Source organism: Epibacterium ulvae, from assembly GCF_018678075.1.
Classification (GTDB): domain Bacteria; phylum Pseudomonadota; class Alphaproteobacteria; order Rhodobacterales; family Rhodobacteraceae; genus Epibacterium; species Epibacterium ulvae_A.
Genome location: NZ_JAHHIR010000081.1, coordinates 41,091 through 60,970, shown reverse-complemented (window position 1 = coordinate 60,970; position 19,880 = coordinate 41,091). Strand labels below are relative to the sequence as shown.

The 19,880-nt window shown below is 59.9% G+C and carries 16 protein-coding genes; 4 read left to right on the top strand and 12 right to left on the bottom strand.

Features of this window, described 5'->3' with window-relative positions; all coding sequences use genetic code 11:
• Positions 1-8: 8 nt before the first annotated feature.
• The 4 genes from KMP13_RS17585 to KMP13_RS17570 all read right to left on the bottom strand — a co-directional run bounded on the left by KMP13_RS17585 (position 9) and on the right by KMP13_RS17570 (position 5,744).
• Positions 9-1,637 (bottom strand): alpha-D-glucose phosphate-specific phosphoglucomutase, encoded by a 1,629-nt coding sequence (locus KMP13_RS17585; RefSeq protein WP_215267281.1) that lies wholly within the window; start codon positions 1,635-1,637, stop codon positions 9-11.
• A gap of 595 nt (positions 1,638-2,232) precedes the next feature.
• A complete protein-coding gene (locus KMP13_RS17580) occupies positions 2,233-3,027 on the bottom strand; it encodes an inositol monophosphatase family protein (RefSeq protein ID WP_215267280.1) in 795 nt (264 codons plus the stop codon).
• A 203-nt stretch (positions 3,028-3,230) separates the two neighbouring features.
• Complete coding sequence (locus KMP13_RS17575) at positions 3,231-4,319, bottom strand: ParB/RepB/Spo0J family partition protein (protein ID WP_215267279.1); 1,089 nt, start codon at positions 4,317-4,319, stop codon at positions 3,231-3,233.
• Entirely contained in the window at positions 4,320-5,744 is a 1,425-nt protein-coding gene (locus tag KMP13_RS17570) for an AAA family ATPase (RefSeq protein ID WP_215267278.1), read from the bottom strand.
• A 614-nt stretch (positions 5,745-6,358) separates the two neighbouring features.
• Here KMP13_RS17570 and KMP13_RS17565 point away from each other — a divergent pair.
• The 3 genes from KMP13_RS17565 (at position 6,359) to KMP13_RS17555 (ending at position 10,668) form a co-directional block, all read left to right on the top strand.
• Entirely contained in the window at positions 6,359-7,630 is a 1,272-nt protein-coding gene (locus tag KMP13_RS17565) for a replication initiation protein (RefSeq protein ID WP_215267277.1), read from the top strand.
• Between the two features lie 143 nt (positions 7,631-7,773).
• Positions 7,774-9,465 carry a DUF1217 domain-containing protein gene (locus tag KMP13_RS17560; protein ID WP_215267276.1) on the top strand — a complete coding sequence of 564 codons (1,692 nt, stop codon included), beginning with the start codon at positions 7,774-7,776 and terminating at the stop codon, positions 9,463-9,465.
• 240 nt (positions 9,466-9,705) lie between these two features.
• Positions 9,706-10,668 (top strand): ROK family protein, encoded by a 963-nt coding sequence (locus KMP13_RS17555; protein ID WP_215267275.1) that lies wholly within the window; start codon positions 9,706-9,708, stop codon positions 10,666-10,668.
• Here the strand turns inward: KMP13_RS17555 and KMP13_RS17550 are convergent.
• The 4 genes from KMP13_RS17550 to gcvT all read right to left on the bottom strand — a co-directional run bounded on the left by KMP13_RS17550 (position 10,665) and on the right by gcvT (position 16,216).
• Complete coding sequence (locus KMP13_RS17550; RefSeq protein WP_215267274.1) at positions 10,665-11,573, bottom strand: LysR family transcriptional regulator; 909 nt, start codon at positions 11,571-11,573, stop codon at positions 10,665-10,667. The two genes, KMP13_RS17555 and KMP13_RS17550, sit on opposite strands and share 4 nt — an antisense overlap.
• A gap of 171 nt (positions 11,574-11,744) precedes the next feature.
• Positions 11,745-14,591: an aminomethyl-transferring glycine dehydrogenase gene (gcvP, locus tag KMP13_RS17545; protein WP_215267273.1), complete on the bottom strand. Its 2,847-nt coding sequence runs from the start codon at positions 14,589-14,591 to the stop codon at positions 11,745-11,747.
• 121 nt (positions 14,592-14,712) lie between these two features.
• The gene (gene gcvH, locus KMP13_RS17540) at positions 14,713-15,078 is read right to left on the bottom strand and encodes a glycine cleavage system protein GcvH (protein ID WP_215267272.1); all 366 of its coding nucleotides are present in this window, start codon (positions 15,076-15,078) and stop codon (positions 14,713-14,715) included.
• 43 nt (positions 15,079-15,121) lie between these two features.
• Positions 15,122-16,216, bottom strand: a complete 1,095-nt coding sequence (gene gcvT, locus KMP13_RS17535) for a glycine cleavage system aminomethyltransferase GcvT (protein WP_215267271.1) — start codon at positions 16,214-16,216, stop codon at positions 15,122-15,124.
• Positions 16,217-16,532: 316 nt separating this feature from the next.
• Between gcvT and KMP13_RS17530 the strand changes: the two genes are divergently transcribed.
• On the top strand, positions 16,533-17,480 hold the full coding sequence (locus KMP13_RS17530) for an asparaginase domain-containing protein (protein WP_215267270.1): 948 nt from the start codon (positions 16,533-16,535) through the stop codon (positions 17,478-17,480).
• A gap of 8 nt (positions 17,481-17,488) precedes the next feature.
• Here the strand turns inward: KMP13_RS17530 and KMP13_RS17525 are convergent, their stop codons facing one another.
• From KMP13_RS17525 to KMP13_RS17510, 4 genes are read right to left on the bottom strand one after another with little or no spacing between them, the layout of a single operon-like run.
• On the bottom strand, positions 17,489-18,457 hold the full coding sequence (locus tag KMP13_RS17525) for an energy transducer TonB family protein (protein WP_215267269.1): 969 nt from the start codon (positions 18,455-18,457) through the stop codon (positions 17,489-17,491).
• Positions 18,454-18,855, bottom strand: coding sequence for an ExbD/TolR family protein (locus KMP13_RS17520; RefSeq protein ID WP_215267268.1), 402 nt, complete (start codon positions 18,853-18,855; stop codon positions 18,454-18,456). Before KMP13_RS17520 ends, KMP13_RS17525 begins: the two co-directional genes overlap by 4 nt.
• The gene (locus KMP13_RS17515) at positions 18,855-19,241 is read right to left on the bottom strand and encodes a biopolymer transporter ExbD (RefSeq protein ID WP_215267267.1); all 387 of its coding nucleotides are present in this window, start codon (positions 19,239-19,241) and stop codon (positions 18,855-18,857) included. Before KMP13_RS17515 ends, KMP13_RS17520 begins: the two co-directional genes overlap by 1 nt.
• Positions 19,225-19,878, bottom strand: coding sequence for a MotA/TolQ/ExbB proton channel family protein (locus KMP13_RS17510; protein WP_215267266.1), 654 nt, complete (start codon positions 19,876-19,878; stop codon positions 19,225-19,227). Before KMP13_RS17510 ends, KMP13_RS17515 begins: the two co-directional genes overlap by 17 nt.
• Positions 19,879-19,880 lie beyond the last annotated feature (2 nt).

Genomic DNA, 19,880 nt, shown 5'->3' with positions numbered 1-19,880 from the left:
ACATCGGTTTAGGTCATCACCGTCGGCGCGGTCCGGCCTGTACGGGCCAATCCAGCAATTTCAAAGGCCGCCGCCCGCACGGGCTCCAACGCGGCCTGTGTCTCTTGCAGCAGATCGCCGTCACCGGGCATGTAGTTCTGCAAATAGACCCGCAGCGTCGCGCCATCGGTGCCGGTGCCAGACAGGCGGAACACGGCCCGCGCGCCGCCTTCAAAGAACACCCGGATCCCCTGTTTGTGGCTTTCGCTGCCATCCACCGGATCAAGATACGAAAACTCATCCGCCGCCGCCACGGTCAATGCGCCAAAGCTTTGCCCCGCAAAGCCCGCAAGCCCCGCGCGCAGATCGGTCATGATCGCATCGCCCTCTTCACTGGGTAGCGCTTCGTAGTCGTGGCGTGAGTAGTAATCGCGCCCATAGGTCTGCCAGTGATCGTCCATGATCGCCGCGACGCTCTCACCGCGTTTGGCCAGCACATTGAGCCACAGCAAAACCGCCCACAAACCGTCCTTCTCACGCACGTGATCAGAGCCGGTCCCGGCACTTTCTTCACCACAGATCGTCGCCTTGCCCGCATCCAGCAGATTGCCAAAGAATTTCCAACCGGTGGGGGTTTCAAAGGCGCCGATCCCCAGCTTTGCGGCAACCCGGTCCGCCGCCGCCGAGGTCGGCATGGATCGCGCAACCCCCGCCAGCCCGTCCACATAGCCCGGCGCCAGATGCGCATTGGCCGCGAGCACTGCAAGGCTGTCGGACGGCGTGACATAGACGCCTTTGCCCAGGATCATATTGCGGTCACCGTCACCGTCCGAGGCCGCGCCAAAATCAGGCCCGTCGGTCGCCATCAACATATCATACAGCGGCTTGGCCCAGACCGGGTTTGGATCCGGGTGGCCCTTGCCAAAATCAACGCTGGGCACGCCGTTCAACACGGTCCCCGCAGGCGCGCCTAGGGCGCCCTCCAGGATGGCCGTGGCATAGGGGCCGGTCACCGCGTGCATCGCATCAAAGCGCATGGTGAAACCGCCTGCAAACAGCGCGCGGATGGCGTCGAAATCGAACAGCTCTTCCATCAGGGCTTGGTAGTCGGTGACGGGATCGACGATCTCCACCTCCATGCCCTCCAGAGCGGTGATGCCAAGCGCGGTCAAATCCAGATCCGCCGCGTCCGAGATTTTGTATTCCGTGATCACCTTGGTGCGGTCCAGGATGCGCCCGGTCACGCCTTCGGGCGCGGGGCCTCCGTTGGCGATGTTGTATTTGATACCAAAGTCCGCATCGATGCCGCCGGGGTTGTGGCTCGCCGACAGGATCAGCCCGCCGTCGGTCCCCCGTTTGCGGATCAGGTTTGAGGCCGCAGGCGTCGACAACAGCCCCCCCTGCCCGACCACAACTTTGGCCGCACCATTGGCCGCCGCCATTTTGAGAATGGTCTGGATCGCTTCGGCATTGAAAAAACGCCCATCGCCGCCCACCACAAATGTCTTACCGACCGCGCCGTCGATGGCGTCAAATGTCGATTGAACAAAGTTTTCCAGATAGCCCGGCTCCATAAACACGCGGGTCTTTTTGCGCAGACCAGATGTGCCCGGTTTCTGTCCATCAATGGGTTGGGTGGAAATAACATGTGCGGGCATTTGGGCCTCCTAATTTAAACATGCGGCTGTGGCCGCCCCTCACTCACGAACGCGTGCCGGGACTGCCGACCGGTCGCGATGTAATGTAGATTCATGGTGCTTAGATGACAACGCGATGCTGCAAGCGCAAAGCCGCCGAGTCGCATTGAGGCAGGTTTCGCTGCGAAACCGGGCATGAGCGCAGGCGAGTTGCGACCCTGTTGATCTTTTCAACAAAGGAAAACCGTCAAAGTGCTGGCGGGTGCCTCCCCCAAGGCACCGCGCCAACCCTTCCCTCCGGTCCCACCGACCAGCAAGATGATGACCTTAATTGGGCCGCATCAACCCGCCCCCTGACTATGGCGCGAAAGATCGGCGACTTCAAACTTGCAAAACGTCAAATTATTTATGTATTTCAGTTAGATAGACCAAGTATGCATAATATCATCACGCCAAATTGTGCCTAATTTCCCAAGGTCTTAGCGCCGGAACCGCACAAAACCACCAAAGGCAACGTTGGTTTTATTTCAGACAGTTTTAGCTGTTTGAGTGGCACATTCGGAGGAAATTTCTCTGTGGGCATCGGGAGGTTTCGCTGCGAAACCTCCCCTGTCGATCAATCAACCGGCGGCAAGGTCCCGACAACGGCGCGCAGATCCGCTTCCAAGGCGGGCACCATGGCGAGAAAATGCTTGGGCGATCCGATGAAATCCAGCGGCGGCAGGGTCTCGATCACCGCACCTGCTTCCTCAAGGATCAACCACATGGCAAAGACGTCCCACGCATTGACGTAGCGCTCCCAATAGCCTTCGGCCCGGCCCATCGCGACCGCCAACAGGCTGATGACAGCAGAGCCGTTGCGACGATATTCCATGCCCGCAGCCAACGCATTCAGGATGGTTTCAACATGGCTAGGAACCGGCTGGCGTCCGGACCAGCCCAGCATTAACATCGCGGCCTTTGGGTCGGTGCAATCCGACAGTTTCACCGCGTTGACCGCGCCATCATAACGCACCTGTGCGCCCTGCCCGTTTGCCGCCCACAGCGTGACGTCCAATTCCGGCGCGCAGATCGCCGCGTGGCTCAGCACCCCGTCTTCGACATAAGCGATTGAGACCGCCCAATCCGCGCCACCACGCATATAGTTGGCCGTGCCGTCGATCGGGTCCACCACCCAAAGTTTGGGCCCATCACCGGTCTGCCCTTCTTCTTCGCCCAAGACATCCTCGCCCGGAAACTGCTCCGCGATTCTGGCGCGGATCAGCTCTTCGACTGCGCGGTCGGCAAAGGTAACAAAGTCCTGATGCCCCTTGGTCTGGACAAAATCCGCCCCTTGTTCGCGACGCAGCTTCAGCCCCAACGCGGCCGCTTCTTCGGCAAGGTCTCGGATAAATTCGGTACGATCGGTCATGGCACAATCCATTCTTTTGGCCGCGCAGTCTTCGGCCCAGTAAAAACATTGCTTCTGTCATAGGTGCTGCACAGAAATATGAAACCCCCGAAACGCCTCTGCCATCCGCCTCAATAGGTTTCGCTGCGAAACCTCAATGGGCTCAAACAGCAAAAGGCCCGGGCGTTAGACCGGGCCTTTTTCATCTTAGCAACAGCTGCCGCTTACTTTGGTTCCAACAGATGGCGCACGCTATCCATCACCGTGTCGACCAGATCGGCGGTGACTTCCTTGCCGTAGAACCGGATTGCATATCCGTTGGGTCCACTTTCGCGCGCGATCTCGATGCCGTTGGCCATCTTTTCGCGCCCGGTGACCACCGGCTTTTCCTTCACTTTGGGACGTCCGCCACGGGCGGGATCAGGCGCGGCACCTTCGGCCTGTTCGACCAAGGGCAGCATCACCAGCCATTCTTCCTCGCCATCGCGGGGGTCCGCACGTTCCAGCGCTGCGCGGATGTCTTCGGTCAGCCCCGCACGCAAGGCGGTGGCCAGCCGCAAACACTGGCGTTCGCTATAGGCAATTGCGTGGGACAAAAGATCGCCGAGGTCCTCATGCACCAGCGCAAACGACCGGATCTTGGAGCGTTTGGCTTTGGAGGCGGTGGAAAACAGAACCGCAACCGCCTCGTCCACGCTGGTGAACACGCCGTCATAAACCGCCATTGCCGCCGCGCGGCCGCGTTCATATTGGCTGAGGCCCGCGCGGACCTCATTTTCTTCGATCATCGCTACCAGCGCTTCTTTGACACCGCCGGGATCACGGACAAAGGCGGCGATGGTGGGGAAGCGTTCGCCACCGCTCATCGCGTTCAGACGGCGGATCGCGGCCAGTCGACGGTAGCCTGAGATCAGCCCGTATTGTGCGCCGTCTTCGACATGTTGCGGCACATAGACCTCAATCGGCAGGCGCAGCCCGTTGACGGAGATGGAGGTCATCAGCTCCTGCATCTCATCCTCGTTCAACTCCATCCGGTCCCGCGACAACGCGTCGGCGGTGATCTGGTGAATGGGAATTTCTACCGCCACCAGGCCTTTGCCCTCGGCCTCGCGCAGGCGTTCGGCGTCGGCTTTATCTTTGGCGTACGCTTCCCGATCGGCCTGGGGCAGGGGAGAGGCACGCATGGCGGCGTCCGCCACCACATCGGCAATTGGTGGGCGCACGGCGGTGCGGCTCAGCTCTTGGTCGATGCCTGCTTCGATCTCTTTCAGGGCTTCGGCGGATGGGGCCTCTAATTGTCTGCGTCGTGCCATTTACTCTGCCTCCTCCTGAGGTTTCGCTGCGAAACCTCCCATGTCACCTTCAGCCTCAGCCATCTGTGCATCGCGCCACCAGGCTCCGATCAACAGCTCTTTGAATTCGGCGTAGGTGCGGTCGAACACCTCGCGGCCCCGGGTGTAGGTCTCACGGTTGAAATTGCGGTAATCCGCCTCGTAGATGCCGGACACGCTTTCGCCCGCCTGACCCACCAGCGCGGTATAGTCCTGGCGGTGCGCGTTCATGAAATCGCCGAAATAGGCCTGGATCACATTGGCCAGATCCGCTTGTTGGCTGGCGTCAAAACGGGTGATCAGGGCGCGTACCACGTCCCATTCAAACTTCATCTCCGGCAGGCCCGCGCGGCGGCGGCCTGCGTTTTCACCATCCTCGATCGAGGCAAAGGTGGAGTAGAGCATGTCAAAGAACCGACCCGTAGAGTCAAATTCAAGGAACGACGCCCCAAGCGGTACCATCAGGATATCGGCGGCGGCCAGCGCGTTGATCGTCAGATAGCCAAGCGCCGGAGGCGTATCGAGCAGGATGATGTCATAGTCGTCCAAAGCGCCTCCTTTCTCCAATGCGCCGGTGAGCGCGTCCCACAGGGGCCAATTGCGCAGTCCCATGCGCCAGACCGGGATCTGGAATTCGGCCCAATAGAGGTTCAGCTGGGCGCCGATCAGATCGATATTGGGCCAATGGGTTTTCTGCACCACATCGCGCAACGAAACCTGCAAAGCCTCTGTTAGGGTCTCATCCAGCGGCAATTCCGAGTCACCGGCAGCGGCGCGGATCTTGTTCTCTGCCTGTAGATGTTCGGCGTAATCACGGGCGAGCAGGGGGAAGACCGTGCTCCATTCATCCGGCACATCGCCGCCCATGATCGATGTCATCGAGCCCTGGCTGTCCAGATCCACCACCAGAACCTTGTAGCCGTCCAGCGCCGCAGACATCGCCAGATGCGCCGCGGTAGAGGTTTTACCAACGCCCCCTTTAAAATTCGCAACCGCTACGGTCTTGGCGTTAAGGTTTTGTGGACGATAGGGGCGATACTCCTTGGTGCTGACGCCTTCTTCGGCGAAATGGTCGCGCAGTTTCAGCACCTCTTCGAGGGTGAACCAGCGTGAGCCTGCGCTGCCTTCGCCCTGGGGCAGCTCGGGATGTTTGTTCAACACGCGCCGCAGGTGGGCGGCCTGGACGGGGATCAGGTAGCGGCAGATCTCCCAGGTGGAGAATTTGCGCAGCCGTTTCTGGCCATCCGGAGAATAACCACGTTTGGCCAAATCATCACGTCCGCGCCCGGCGAGTGCGGCGGCTTTGGCAAATCGTGCGGTGTCCACCAATGGTCCAAGCTTGCCAGCGGCGGCTTCTGGGTCCAAATTGAAATAGGGCGGCAAGGGGGTATCGGGTTTCTTAGCCATGTGTGCTGTGCCTCGGTCAGATCGCCTGTTTGTGGCGTTATCGTGCAAATCATCGCACATCTTGGCATGGCTGTGAATCGGAGAATTGCAGCGAATGTGATTTAGCCGTTCTGGGCCAATTCGGGGAGGTTTCGCAGCGAAACCCCTGTATTCCTTCAAAAAGAAACGACGACGGGCTGCATAAAACTTGTATTTCTTGTAATTACTTTAGAATCTTTGCGTCAGGATTATTATTATATATCAATGCCTAACGGCCCATTGGGTACCCGTTTCCAGTTATTGGGGTACCCGGATGCAGGACCGGTGGCACCCGCATGCAGGGGGAAGGGGTCCGATTCTCAGGAAGAGGGGTGCCGATTCCCGGTTTGGCTCTAAATAGCGGCTTTAAGACTCCGTTTGCGGTTCTTGATACCTTGAATTCGCGCAAGGGGACAGAGTTTTCCACAGGCAGGATGCCAAAGGAACCCATCTACGGGAAGAGGGTATCCTGCAAACGGGTTCCTATGAAGGGTTCCCAAGACAGGATTGAGCGTGGGTGCCTTTTTGTGGCATAGTCAGCCCATAACACACCTGCCGCACAGAATCGGTGGGGAGCAGACCATATAGGACAGGCGATGGCGCAGAGCGACATTCCCCATACGCAATTGACCGGCCCCCTGCGGCGTCAGTCGGTGAAGAAGAACGTGGCGGCGATCCACATTTCCGGCAAGCTGACGCTGTTGCAGCGCAAGCTGTCGAATGTGTTGTTGCTCAATGCCTATGACGCGCTGACCACCAAGCAGAAGCACCAGATCGATGCGCGCACCCTGTGCATGATGGTCGGCTACAATTCCAACGATATGGAAACGCTGAAACAGTCGCTGCGCTCGCTGGCGGAAACCGTGGCCGAGTGGGATATGTTGGACGCCGAAGGGCGACAGGAATGGGGTGTGTCGTCGTTGCTGTCCTATGCGAAACTGGCGGGGGGGATTTGTGAGTATGCCTATTCCCCGGCGCTGGCGGAAAAGCTGCACGACCCCAAGGTATTCGCCCTGATCAACCTCAACATCCAGCGGCGGTTCACCAGTGGTCATGCGCTGGCCTTGTATGAGAACTGCTATCGCTTTGTGCGGACCGGGTCGACCGGGTGGTGGCCTATTGATCTGTTTCGTCGCCTGATGGGGGTCGAGGGCAGCGCCTATTATGAGAGTTTCAAACATTTGAACGCCAAGGTGATCAAACCGGCGGTGACCGAGGTCAACAAGACCTCGAACATTATTCTGACGCCCGAGTTCAAGAAGATGGGCCGGCAGGTGGCCGAGGTGCGGTTTCTGATCAAGGAAAACCCGCAGCTGGCGATGCTGGACATTGATGACGGGGCAGGGGTGCGCCAGGGGGCGATTTACCAGCGGCTGTTGGCGGTTGGCGTGTCGGACCGGCTGGCGCGCCAGTGGATCGCCGAACATGGTGAGGATTACGTGGCCGAAAAGCTCGACTATCTTGGTGGACGATCTGGCATCGAAAGCCCGGTGCGCTACCTGACAGCGGCTTTGCGCGATGATTACAAAGACGAGGCGCCGGTGAAGCCCAAGGTCGATCCAGAGGTCGCGGCCCGTCTGGAGGCCGAACGTTCCGAGACCGCCCGCCGTGAGGCTGCGCGCGATCAGATCAAACAGCGTGAGCGCGGTCTGCGGGCGGCGCGTCTTGAGCGGATCCGCGATCTGGCAGCCGAGCGGTCGCCAACCCAACGCGATGCGGACAAACGCCTGTTCCTGAGCCGTCTGGAAGATGAGCTGGAACGCGGTGAGTTTCGCCGGGCGGGGTGGGCCGCGGCACTGCTTGAACGTGAAATGGTGGAGTTCTGGAGCGAAATGATGCCCGGGGCCTTTGAAGATCTGGCCGCGTGAGCGTCGCGCTTAATCTCTTTTTAGGCAGTTTTGTGTAGCGTTATCGACCGAGGGGTGTGTGAATTGCAGATATGCAACGCGGACCTTTTGAAGCGAACGCAACGCAATTGCGCCATTTTAAATGAGATCTCATAGGTGTCGGAATGATTTTCTCCCCTATTCTTATCGGTACTGGTCTGACTGGATATCAGTATCTTGTTGATACCCGCGAAGAGCAGACAGAGCGGCTGGCGAACTCCTCTGTTGTACAACGGGAAACCGATGGTTTTGTGGAGAAGCTCAACGAGGTTCAATCCGTTGACGATCTGATGGCGGATCGCGATGTGTTGGCTGTGGTTCTGGGCGCCTTTGGTCTGCAGGATGAAATCGGCAATACCGGGCTGATCCGCCAAGTGCTTGAGTCTGACCCGTTTGACAGCGACTCGCTGCCGAACCGGTTGTCTGACTCGCGTTATCTGGAACTGGCAACCGCGTTTAACTTTGGGGGCGCGGGCGGGCCACGGCTCAGCAGCTTTGTTGCCAGTGAACCAGTTGTGGAAGAGCTTGCGAACTACGATGATGTTGATGAGTTCCTCGCCGGGGAGCGGTCGCAGGATCGCCTGGTGTTGCGCGAAGCACTGGCTCTTTACGGCATTGAGCAATTTGAGAATAACACCTCGTTTCTAAAAAGCGTGCTGGAGTCCGACCTGTCTGATCCGACGTCCTTTGTGAACCGGATGAACAACGAAAACCTGGTGAGATTTGCGGAAGCCTTTGACCTGCAAGGCAAACAGGCCGCTGCGCTTGAAGATGCAAGTACGATCTATGGGTTTGCGAATGTGTTCGGTGATGAGGTCGTAGAGCTGCAATCCGTGGATGATCTGTTTGATCGTCCGGATATGTTGCAGGCGGCGCTGGGTTTGTTTGGGCTGGATGGTGCAGCTGAGGATGATCTCGACTATCTGCGCGAGGTGCTGAATTCCGACCTGGATGACGAAAACTCTGTTGCAAACCTCGAGGAGGACAAGCGGTTCGCGGCACTTGCCAATGCATTTGAATTCCCAGACCGTGTTGAGCGCGCGGCGCTGATCGCCGCCACGCCCGAGGGCGACGAGCCGCCCGAGCCGTTTGAAGGTCTGTTGGAAGATATGATTGCGGCGGCGGGTGAACCGCTGGAAGAGGCGGGCGATTATTTCGGTAATTTTGGCTTCTTGCTGAACGCGCCGGATTTCTTTGGCCTTGAATTCTTCCAGATCAATACCGACGGCACTGACGCCACCCAAAATACCTACGAGCAGGACTATTTGCGGCGGATCCTAGAATCGGATCTGAGCGACCCGAACTCGTTTGCGAATTTCGTCAGCCAGCGTGATCCAAGGTTCGAAAACTTCGCCCGTGCGTTTAATATTCCTCAACCCGTTGAGGAAGAGGTGATTGAGTATCCCGATGGCTTTGCACAGGCACTTGTAGACCGTTATTTGGATCAGGAATTCTTGGAATCGGTTGGTAACGTGGATCCAACCATGCGGTTTGCATTGGGTTTTGAGACAGGATTGGAAAGCATTGTTCAGGCAGGCGGCACGAACGAAGCCAATTGGTTCTCTGTAATCGCCTCGAACCCGTTGCGTGAAGTGTTTGAAGTGGTTTTGAACCTGCCAAACTCGTTTGGCGCGTTGGATATCGACCGTCAGTCCAGTGATCTTCAAGAACGTACTGAGGCGTTTTTTGGAACATCCATCGTTTCCGAGCTGCTGGAAGACGAAACCATCGAGACTATTCGAGATCGCTATCTGTCGCTGAGCGCGACAGGTAGCGGTGCAGGAACCAACAGTGTGTTGTTGAGCCTGTTTGCCTGATACATCAACGCGGTTTTGCGATGGACACCCGTGCCGTTCGGCGCGGGTGTTGACGTTTCCTACACTCGGATGGTGATCGCGGCCCGGTGGAGTGTTTGGGTTTAAATCAATGGATAGTCCCGTCGCGAGCGGGTGCCTTGGATGAATTGTCAGCCTGAGCGCATTTCTGGAGGTTTACCGAAGCGCGGCCTTCGACTATGTAATGGTAGCGTTAACAATTGCGGTTTTGGGAGTGGCGTCATGTGGAATTTGATCGCCGATGTTGGTGGCACCAATATGCGTCTGGCCTCGGTTGCGGAGGATGGGCGGATGCTGCGTAACCAGACGCTGCCCAGCAAGGGTGAGGTCGGGTTGGAAGCGGCCTGCGGTGCGTTTGCAACAACCGAAGGCTCCGCGCCGCGCCATGTGGTGATTGCGGCGGCGGGCATTGTGGCCAACGGGCATGTGACGCTGACCAATGCAGACCAAAGCGCCAGTGAGCCGGGGTTGATTGCGGCGTGCGGTGCGCAGTCGGCGAAAATCCTGAACGATTTCGAGGCGGCGGCTTGGTCGCTGGAGACGGTGACCGCACGCGAGGTCAAAGTCCTACAGGGGCAGGGGGATTTCCCACCCGGCGCGCGGTTGATCATTGGTCCCGGCACTGGTTTGGGAGTTGGCGCATTGGCGATGGACGGCGCGCGTCCGGTTGCGGTCCCCGGTGAGGGCGGCCACGTGGGTATTGGACCGCGCCGCGCTGATCTGGTTCCCGTGTTTGAGGCGCTGGTGGCGCTTTGGCCCGAGGTTGCGATGTCAGATCTGACGGTTGAGGCGGAGGCGGTTTTGTCCGGCACGGGCCTTCCGTATTTCTACCGCGCGGTGGCGCAGGCGATGGGGCAGGCGGTGCAGTCGTTGGAGGGACCGCAGATCTTTGCCGCGGCTTCGGCGCAGAGCGATCCGGTTGCCCGGCGCACCGTGGCGTTGTTTGGCGAATACCTGGGCGCCGTGGCCGGGGATCTGGCGGTGACGGTCAAGGCCTTGGGCGGTGTTTTTGTCACCGGCGGCGTGGTGCATAAGAACCCCCATATCCTGGACGCGGCGTTTTTGGCAGCGTTCAATGCGGGCGGGCGGTATCAGGGCTGGCGGCAGAACGTGCCGGTGTATCTGTATGAGAATGAGAATTTCGGCCTGATTGGCGCGCGCAACTGTGCGCAGCACTTGGATTAGGCCATCTGCGCCGCTTTTTCGGCCTGACCTTTGGCGTGGGCGCTGGCGGTTTCCAAAAATCGTTGGATGGGTGCGGTGTCGCGCAAGGCCTGTTGGCAGACCAGAAATTGTTTGGCCATCAACAACGGGTCATTGATGGGCACAAACCGCACATCGGTTTCACCCTCGCATTCGCGTTCCAGTGAAATTGCCAGCCCGACCTTTTGTTGCACCAAAGACAGGGCCGAACACCATGCGCCAAATCTGAGCCCGCGGGCGGGTGGCAAGCCCCGGCGGCGGGCGGTGGCGTCAAAGATCTTTTGGGAGCCGGATCCGGGCATGCGCAGGATCAACGGCAGATTGGCCACGTCATGCCAGTTGAACGACGGCTTCTGGGACAAAGGATCCGAGATGGGCACTGCAAGGCCGATCCGGGTCTCACAGATTTCCACGCCGGCCAGATCCACCGGCAGTTCCTGCGCGGTGACAAAGGCCACGTCGAGCTGGCCGTTGCGCAGATCCTGCAGCAGATCCTGGGCAGAATCTCCGCAAGCGTTGACCTGAAGATCGGGGTAGCTGCGGACAAAATCGGCGATAATGGGAATGGCGATCTGATGCACGGAATAGCCGATTTCAAACCGGCCCGTCACCAAATCGCGCCCCGAGGTCAGATGGCGGGTGATCGTGTCACTGAGTGCCAAAACCGATTTGATATGGCCACCGATTTCGGTGAATTGTTCGGTGGGGGTGATGGTGTTGCCGCTGCGATCCAACATGCGGCAGTTGAATTGCCGCTCGAGCGTGTAAATCAGATTGGAAACAGTGGGTTGTGAGACCCCGAGTTCACGCGCGGCCTGGGTGAAACTGCCATTGCGTGCCACCGCTTCAAGAGCTTGAAGCTGTTTGAGACTGACTTTGGCTGACATACAACAAGACCGGGTTAAAGAACTGGGGGTATTCAATTCCTTAAATTTTACCGGACAAATGCTGCAACCGCGAAGCACTTTGTGCAGTATGGATACGTTTTATCACGTAAATGACATACTCAGGGCGATATGCAGCCCTGAGTTGATTTTTGCATTGAATACAACCGACGTTTAGGCGCCGTCTTCGTCATAAGCGTCCATGGTCGGGCAGGTGCAGACCAGATTTCGGTCGCCATAAGCGTTGTCGACTCGGTTCACCGGTGGCCAATATTTGTCCACGCCCAGAGAGCCAGGGGGGAAACAGGCCTGATCGCGGCTGTAGGGTCGGTCCCAGTCGCCCACCAGATCGCGCACCGTGTGTGGGGCGTTTTTCAGCGGGTTGTTTTCGGCGTCGATCTCACCGTCGATAACTGCCTGCGCCTCGGCCCGGATCGAAAGCATGGCGTCGCAGAACCGGTCAAGCTCGGCTTGGGGTTCAGATTCCGTGGGCTCTACCATCAGCGTGCCAGCGACAGGCCAGGACATGGTGGGCGCGTGAAAGCCCGAATCCACCAGACGTTTGGCCACATCATCGACGCTGACATTGCCCGCCTCGTTCAAGGGGCGGGTGTCGAGGATGCATTCATGCGCCACACGACCCGTGGTGGATGTATAGAGGATCGGGTAGGCGTCCTTGAGCCGGGCTGCGATGTAGTTGGCGTTCAGGATCGCCACTTTGGTCGCTTGCGTCAGACCTTCGCCGCCCATCAACAAAACATAGGCCCAGGAGACCGGCAGAATTGAAGGCGAGCCAAAGGGCGCTGCCGAGACCGGGCCGACTGCGTCGTCGTGTTCCGGGTGGCCGGGCAGATAGGGCGTCAGGTGGGATTTCACACCGATCGGGCCCATGCCGGGGCCGCCGCCGCCGTGGGGAATGCAGAAGGTCTTGTGCAGGTTCAGGTGGCTGACATCGCCGCCGATGTCACCGGGGCGCGACAGGCCCACCATGGCGTTCATATTGGCGCCGTCAATATAGACCTGACCGCCAAATTCATGGGTGATGTCGCAGACTTCTTGCACGGTTTCTTCAAACACACCGTGGGTCGACGGGTAGGTGATCATACAGGCCGCCAGCGTGTCGGCGAATTTCTCCGCCTTGGCGCGGAAATCACTGATGTCGATATTGCCGTCATCGTCGGCTTTGACCGGCACAACCTTGTATCCCACCATCTGGGCGGTGGCGGGATTGGTGCCATGGGCCGAGGTGGGGATCAGGCAAACCGTACGGTCAGCGTCACCGCGGGATTCGTGGTAGTTGCGGATGGTCATCAGGCCCGCGTATTCGCCCTGTGCGCCCGAATTGGGCTGCATGGAGATCGCGTCATAGCCGGTGATCTGGCAGAGTTTGTCGCTCAGATCCTCGATCATTTCATAGTACCCTTCGGCCTGATCCTTGGGCACAAAGGGGTGCAGATCGGCAAACTCGGCCCAGGTGACGGGGATCATTTCGATCGTGGCGTTCAGTTTCATGGTGCACGAGCCCAGCGGGATCATCGCGCGGTCCAACGCCAGATCGCGGTCGGCGAGACGGCGCATATAGCGCGTCATCTCGGCCTCGGCCCGGTTGCGGTGGAAGGTCGGATGCGTCAGGTATTGGGAGGTGCGCAATAGGCTGTCGGGCAGGCGGTATGCCGGTTCGCGGTCGGCCTTGCGGTCGATGCCAAAGGCGCGCCAGACGGCCTCGATCGTGTCAAAACGGGTCATCTCATCGACGGAAATGCCGACTTTGGTGTCGCCGACTTTGCGCAGGTTGATGCCCTGGGCGATGGCGGCGTCCATAACGGTGCGTTGCAGCGCGCCGACCTCAACCGTGATGGTGTCAAAGAAGACGGCGGGTTCGACCATAAAGCCGTTTTCTTCCAGCCCATTGGCGAGACGAGCGGCGCGGCGGTGGACGGTTTGGGCAATCGCTTTGATCCCATCGGGGCCGTGATAGACCGCATACATCGAGGCCATGACCGCCAGCAGCGCCTGCGCGGTGCAGACGTTGGAATTGGCTTTTTCGCGGCGGATGTGCTGTTCGCGGGTTTGCAGCGCCAGACGGTAGGCCTGATTGCCTTGTGCATCGACAGAGACGCCAATGATCCGGCCCGGCATCGCGCGTTTGAAGGCATCGCGGGTGGCCATATAGGCGGCGTGCGGTCCGCCATATCCCATGGGAACCCCGAACCGTTGGGTGGAGCCGACGGCGATATCCGCGCCCATTTCACCGGGTGATTTCAACAGGGTCAGCGCCAGCGGGTCGGCGATGACAATGCCAAGCGCCTTGTTGTCGTGCAGCGCCTGCATCTGGGGGGTGAAATCGCGCACATGGCCATATGTGCCCGGATACTGGAAGATCGCGCCAAAGACGCTGGATGCCTCCATTGTATCCGGACAGCCCACGACCACATTGATCCCCAACGGTTGGGCGCGGGTCTTAATCACCGCAATGTTTTGAGGATGGCAGTTTTCATCAACAAAGAAGCTGTTGGCTTTGGATTTGGCGGAGCGTTTCGCCATGGTCATCGCCTCGGCTGCGGCGGTGGATTCGTCCAAGAGCGAGGCATTGGCGATATCAAGCCCGGTGAGGTCGGAGACCATGGTTTGGTAGTTCAGCAGCGCCTCCAGGCGGCCCTGGGAAATCTCCGGCTGATAGGGGGTATAGGCGGTGTACCAGGCGGGGTTTTCCAGAATGTTGCGCAGGATTGGCGCGGGCGTCGCGGTGCCATAGTAACCCTGACCAATGAGGGAGCGCAGCACGGTGTTCTTGTCGGCCACGGCCCGCATATGATGCAGCGCGTCGCGTTCCGACAGGGCGCGGCCCCAGTCCAGCGGCTGTTTCTGGCGGATGCTTTCGGGCACCGTGGCGTCGATCAGATCATCGAGCGTTTTGAAGCCGATCACCTGCAACATATCGGCCATTTCTTGCGGCGAGGGGCCGATGTGGCGACGGTTGGCAAAATCATAGGCTTGGTAATCGGTGAGTGTGAACGCCATCTGGGTGCTCCGGTCATGAAGGGCAGCGCGAAACGAAGGTGTGGGAGCCTCCGGCGGAAGTATTTGGAAAAAGATGAAAAGGGCGGCGGGCGCCCATTTCCGGGATCATGTGTGTGAGGGCTTAGCCGATGAAGTCTTTGTAGCCGGCCAGATCCATCAGCTCTTCGAGCTGGGAGGGGTTGGACAGTTTGATCTTGTAGATCCAGGCGTCGGCCTCGGGTTGTTCGTTCAGGGATCCGGGGTTGTCGGCGAGGGTTTCGTTGGCTTCCACCACTTCGCCGTCGACAGGGGCGTAGACTTCGGAGGCGGCTTTGACGCTTTCGATGACGCCCAGGTCGTCGCCTTGGGCGAAGCTGTCGCCTTCTTCTTTCAGTTCGATGAACACGATGTCGCCCAGCTGGTCGGCGGCGTGTTGGGTGATGCCGATGGTCGCCACGTCGCCTTCGACGGTGAGCCATTCGTGTTCTTCGGAGTAATATGTGGTCATGGGGCGCTCCTTGCAGAGAAATATGGGCAGAGAGATGCTGGGATTAGCGTTTGTAGTTTTGCGTAACAAAGGGCAGGGCGACAACCGTTGCGGGTTGGCTTTTGCCGCGAATGATCAGATTGACGGCGGTTCCGGGGGCGGCGTGGTCAAGTGCCACATATCCCATCGCAACCGGGCCGCCGATTGTGGGGCCAAAGCCGCCGGATGTAATCTGGCCCAGGGGGGTGCCGCTGTCGGACTGGATCTCGACCCCTTGGCGGGCGGGGGCACGGCCTGCGGGTTGGATGCCGACCAGTTTTCGGCTTGGGCCATTGGCAATCTCATCCAGGATGCGGGCGGCACCGGGGAAGCCGCCGGTTTCACGGCGCTTTTTCTGGATTGACCAGATGAGGCCTGCCTCGATCGGAGAGGTTTCCGGCGTGATTTCGTTGCCATAGAGGCACAGTCCGGCCTCGAGCCGGAGGGAGTCGCGGGCGCCCAGACCGGCGGGGGCGCAGTCCTCATGGGCGAGAAGGGCGCGGCAGATGTCGGCGGCTTTGTCCTGGGGGATCGAGATTTCGTAGCCGTCTTCGCCGGTGTAGCCCAGGCGCGAAATCCGCACGCGCGTGTCCATCAGCGTGGCGGTGGTGGTTTCCATGAACTTGAGCGTGGCAGCGGCGGGGCAGAGCGGGGCGAGGATGCTTTCGGCCTTGGGTCCTTGGAGCGCGATCAGCGCGTGGTCGGTGATTTCCACCAGATCTACGCCGGGCAGGGCGGCCATCAGCGGGATGTCCTGGTCGCGCATCGAGGCGTTGACCACCAGAAACAGGTGGTCAACGGCGTTTGATACAATCAGATCGTCCAGAATGCCGCCTGCGTCGTTGGTGAACATTGTATAGCGGGCCTTGCCTGCGGGCAGGGTGGTCAGTGCTGCGGGCACCAGGGTTTCGAGTGCTGCGGCCGGATTGTCGCCGGTGAGCGTGACCTGACCCATATGGGAGACGTCAAACAGCGCCGCCTTGTCGCGGCATTGGGCGTGTTCGGCCATGATCCCGCCCGGATATTGCACAGGCATCATCCAACCGGCGAAATCGACCATTTTGGCCCCCAGTTCGAGGTGGAGATCATACAGCGGTGTCTTGCGTGCAGCGTCGGTCATCATGAGGCCTTTGCAATGAGAAGGGGTTGCGCCGCCAAGGGGCGATATAAGTTTCCTATAGGAAACAAATTCCCCATTAGCAACAGGTTATCGAACATCGCAAAGGTCGAAAGTCCAAAAAGTGACGCAAGTGGAATTTAATGTGCCGCTTTTTGCCAGTTAGCGCAGGTTGCGTGATTTGGGAAGGGGTGTATTTGCATCGCGTGAAGAGGCGATAACGATAATTGATCGTATCTTGGAGATTCTCGGCTGAGCTTGACCTGTTGCGGGGCTGGGGGCATGGCTGTGAGATCATTTAATGCAGGGAGAGGACGCGATGCGGCTGTGCGTTATTCACACTGGGGGCACCATTGGCAGCACTATGACGCCAACCGGGTTTGCACCGAAACCGGGGTTGGTTGAGGAGACTTTGACTCGGTTGGTGGAGGCAGGTGAGGTGCAGGTGGCCTATGACATGGTTCTGGCCGATCCGTTGATTGACAGCTCGCAGGCGCAGGTCGCCGATTGGAACTGGATCGCGGGGGAGATTGCCGCGCGTCACGATAGCCACGATGGGTTTGTAGTGATCCACGGCACCGATTCCATGTGTTACGCAGCGGCGGCACTGGCGCTGGCGTTGGAAGGTCTGGCAAAACCCGTGGTGGTGACCGGATCCATGGTGCCGCTAAGCGTTGCGGGAAATGACGGTGCGCGCAATCTGGTGGAGGCGATGGCGGCGGCCTGTAGCGCCGCGCCCGGGGTCTGGGTGCAATTTGCCGGGCAGCTGTTGCCGGGGACGCGGGTGCAAAAGGTGCATTCGGTGGCGCGCGATGCCTTTGATGCGGATCGACGTGATGTGGTGCCTGCAGTCGTGGCGGATGTGTTTCGCCAGCAGATCTTTGCATCCCAGTCGATTGCAGTGATCACCCTAACGCCGGGCATTCAGGCGGCGATGCTGCGGGATATGTGCGCCCGCGCCGACGGCGTGATCCTGCGCTGTTTTGGGTCCGGCAATGTGCCTGGGGATGCGGCGTTTCGTGCTTTTTTACAGGATCTGGCCGCGCGCGATCTACCGGTGCTGGCGATCAGCCAATGTGCGGCGGGTGGCATGGTGATGGGCACCTATAGCGCCGGTGCTGCCTTGGCGGAAGCGCGCGCGATCGACGGCAAAGATATGACCTTGGAGGCGGCTTATGCCAAATTGATGCTGGGCCTGACCCGGTATGAGGGGGCGGCACTGCGGCAGTACCTTGAGACGCCGCAATGTGGTGGGATCACCAACTGAAGGGCGGCCTATTGGCCCCGGACCTTGAACGTAAAGCGATGCGCTTTGCGGTCGGGGGGCGCGGGAAAGGGAGCGGCTTTGCGGGCGGCGCGCAGGGCGAGTTGGTCCAATTGCGCCGAGCCTGAGCTGCGCGCGACCGAGACCGACGTCAACCGCCCCCGATCCGAGATGGCGATGGCAATCACTGTGGTCCCTTTGAGGGAGCTGTTGGGGCGGGCGCGTTGGATCTTGCGCCAGACTTTGCCTGCGTAGTTGGTCAGTTCCGCATTGCCAGAGGCGGCGGCTTTTGCCGCTGGTTGTTTGGCGGCCGCGTTGGCCGAAGCTGCGCGTTGCCCATCGGCGCTGCCTTGGCGTTCGGCGCGTTCGGCCCCTTGGGCAGAGGGTGGATTTTGGGCCTGCGTCTGTGGTTTCGGCGGCGCAGGGGTCGGTTTTGGCGCGGGCTTTGGCTCTGGCAGGGCCGCGATCCGCGTTGTTGGAGGTGTTGCCGTCAGGGGTTGTTCTACTTGCGTTGGCGGGACGGTTTCAATTGCAACAGGTGTCAAAGCCGTTGTTGTGGGTGGCTGTGTCGTTGTGGGGGTCGGTGATGGCGCGGTGATTGTTGCTGTTTTGCTGGGCGACAGCAGCGGAAGGGGCGGGGGTGGTTGCTGCGATGGGGCAGGTTGGGCCACCTTGGTCCGTTGCACCTGTTCGACGAGCGCAGTTGTGGTCGTTTGCAGGGGCGGTTGGTGCGGCACCTGTTGGGTTTTCTCTGGCGTAACTTGCTGCAGAGGCGTGGGCGGCGCAGATTGGGTGCTCCCTTGGGCCACGTCACGAAAGCTGTTGCCAAGCCGCGCGATGGTGGTGGGAGCACCGCCGGCAATTTCGACCTGTGGATCGGGCAAAGCCAGCCGCAGACCGCCACCCAAATGTAACAGGAACGACAGGGACAGGGCCGCAAGACCGGCCATCGGGGCCTTGGCGGTTAATGCAGTGCTCATTGGGCCGCCTCATTTGGGCTGCGCTGGGTGATGATCAACACGTCCGTGGCGCCGCGATTGCGTAGGTCCTGCGCGACAGCGACCAGAGTAACGGCAGGGGCGGCGCGGTCCGGCAGGATGCGGGCGGGGGCGTCATCGGTCAGCGTGTCCATATAAGCTTGACTATCCGTGAGATGCGCACCGCGAAAGCGCAGCGCGCCTTGGGCTGTGATCACCAGCGCATCCGGTGGCTCTGCCCCGTCCAGGGTTGCGGTGTCGATCAGCTCCAACTCGGGCTCCAACGGTTGGGTCAGGGTGCCCGCGACCAGAAAGAAAACCAGCATCAGAAAGACAATATTGATCAGGGCAATCGTCGGTTCGGGCTTGCGACGGGGGGGGGTGATGGAGCGGCGGCGCATCAAGTGGGGTCCAATACGGTGAGCGACAGATCGGGCAGGGCGCGCAGGATCACCAGCGCATCGGTCAAGTGCTGGGCGGATGTTGCGGACGTCAGGCTGATCAGGACCGAGGGTGGTTTCTGGTCTGGGGTTTGGAGCGCGCTGCCCAGCGTATCGGGTGCCAGCGGTTGACCGTTGAGCGACATCTGATCGCCGTTGAGGCGCAGGAACATCACGGTGCGGTCGCTTGGCGCGACGCTGTCGCCCTGGCCACTGGTCATCAGTGCGACCTCACTGAATTTGGTGAAGGTCGATGACAGCATGAAGAACAGCAACAACAGAAAGATCACGTCGATCAGCGAGGTGACGGACAGCGCGCGCCGGGTTTTCTTAGGACGCGACGGCATGGGTCTGGGGCATCACGGTCAGCGGCGATTGGCGCGGGTTGAGGATGGTGGTCCAGGCGGTTTCGGCAAAGCTGCGCTCGGCCTCCATACGGGCATCGAGCCACGACAGCGCAAGCGCGGTGGGCATGGCAACGGCCAGTCCAACGGCGGTGGTCAAAAGCGCGACCCAAATACCGCCGGCAAGCAGGGAGGGATCCACGGCAGCTCCGGCCTCTTGCAGGGCTTGGAAGGCGTCGATCATGCCGAGAACCGTGCCAAACAGACCCAAAAGCGGCGACATCTGCGCGATACTGTCGAGGATGCGAAAGCCGCGTTCGAGTTTCAGGAATTGCTCCTCGGCCTCAGCCTCGCAGCGAAAGAGGAGGTCGTCGGAATGGGGTGCGCTCATGGCGCGGGCAACCAGGGGGGAGAGGTAGCCGTCGGACAGCGTCAGTGTATTGGCGCTGGCATCGCGGTGGCCCCGGTCCCATTCGCCCAAGGCCTGACGTAGGGCCGCGTGACGGCCGACGCCCACGGCGGAGAATTGCCAAAGCTTGAACAAAACCACCGCCAGCGACAGGACCGAAAGCGCGGCGAGCAGGGAGACCACCGGGCCGCCAAGGTCCAGCAGATGCAGGATCGGGTCGAGGGTGAACATCG